Raw genomic sequence first — 1,061 nt, forward strand, 5'->3', positions numbered from 1 at the left:
CCTGAATTATTCATACCTTCTCTCAGGTCATGCATTTAATCAAAAATTAATTACATTTCTAAGTTTTTAAAAGAATGTTGGTCATTTTGCTTTTTAAAATCGGTATATCTAGAATTTGATGCTAGAAATTGCAGTTTTTAGGCAGACTACTCCCTTGGTCTTAACACTATTTTTTTTTAAGTGTCAAATGAAAGGTTATTCTATCTGTAGGTTTTGAATTCGGCTAAGTATCTTCCAAAAGAATTCCTGATAGACGAAACTTGAAGATAATTTAAAGTATAGGGATCGTCCTGACTTTACTAATTTACTGGCAACTTTAATGATCCGTGTACGAATCGTCTCAATTTGCATATTCTTGTGTTCTGGTGGAAAAGACAGAGTTCGAAGCCAATTTGTTAAGTTATAAGCTAAAAGACTTAACATCATTCTTACTTCGTTTACTTGGAAAGAGTGGCTATTCATTTGATCCAATCTGAAGCCGTTCTTGGCCTCTTTAATATAGTTCTCCATCGTCCCTCTTTTTTGGTAAGCACGGACGATATCTTTTGGAGAAAAGGCAATTTCTAAATTGGTCACAAAAAATGAATGGATAAAGAACAGTTCATTTGCCGGACGTACGGATTGTATTATCACTTTTCTAGGCTTAGACCATGACTTCGCTTGATAAATAGTTTCTTCAAAATAGCACTCGGTCTTTGTGACATCTGAAGGTATAGAGGAAGGATGGTATTCTTCCGCAATCTGTTGTAGTTGAGCATTAGACTTTAGTCGAATGACGTAATAGACCGATTCTTTTTCGCATAAATCATATAAAGCTGGGACGGCAAAACCACTATCTCCGCGAACAAATAGTGAAATCTCCGGGAATATCCCGTTGTAATGTTCAATAAGTGGTTGGATGAATTCAATTACACCGTTAGAAGTATACACATTTCCAGAACGCAGCTTTGCCTTCAAAAAGTCGCCTGTTACACCATCAAAAGCCACTAATGGATGGAAACCAATGGTTCCATAATGGGCATTATAAGTCGCTGATTCTTGATGGCCATAGGTATCTGAAT

Annotated in this window: 1 protein-coding gene; it reads right to left on the reverse strand. The window is 36.2% G+C overall.

What is annotated here, in order from left to right; all coding sequences use genetic code 11:
* Positions 1-195: 195 nt before the first annotated feature.
* On the reverse strand, positions 196-1,061 hold an 866-nt coding region (locus Q1B07_RS26615; protein ID WP_299089166.1), incomplete at its 5' end, for an IS1380 family transposase.

Origin of the sequence: uncultured Metabacillus sp., from assembly GCF_947503125.1 — a bacterium.
Lineage (GTDB): Bacteria > Bacillota > Bacilli > Bacillales > Bacillaceae > Metabacillus.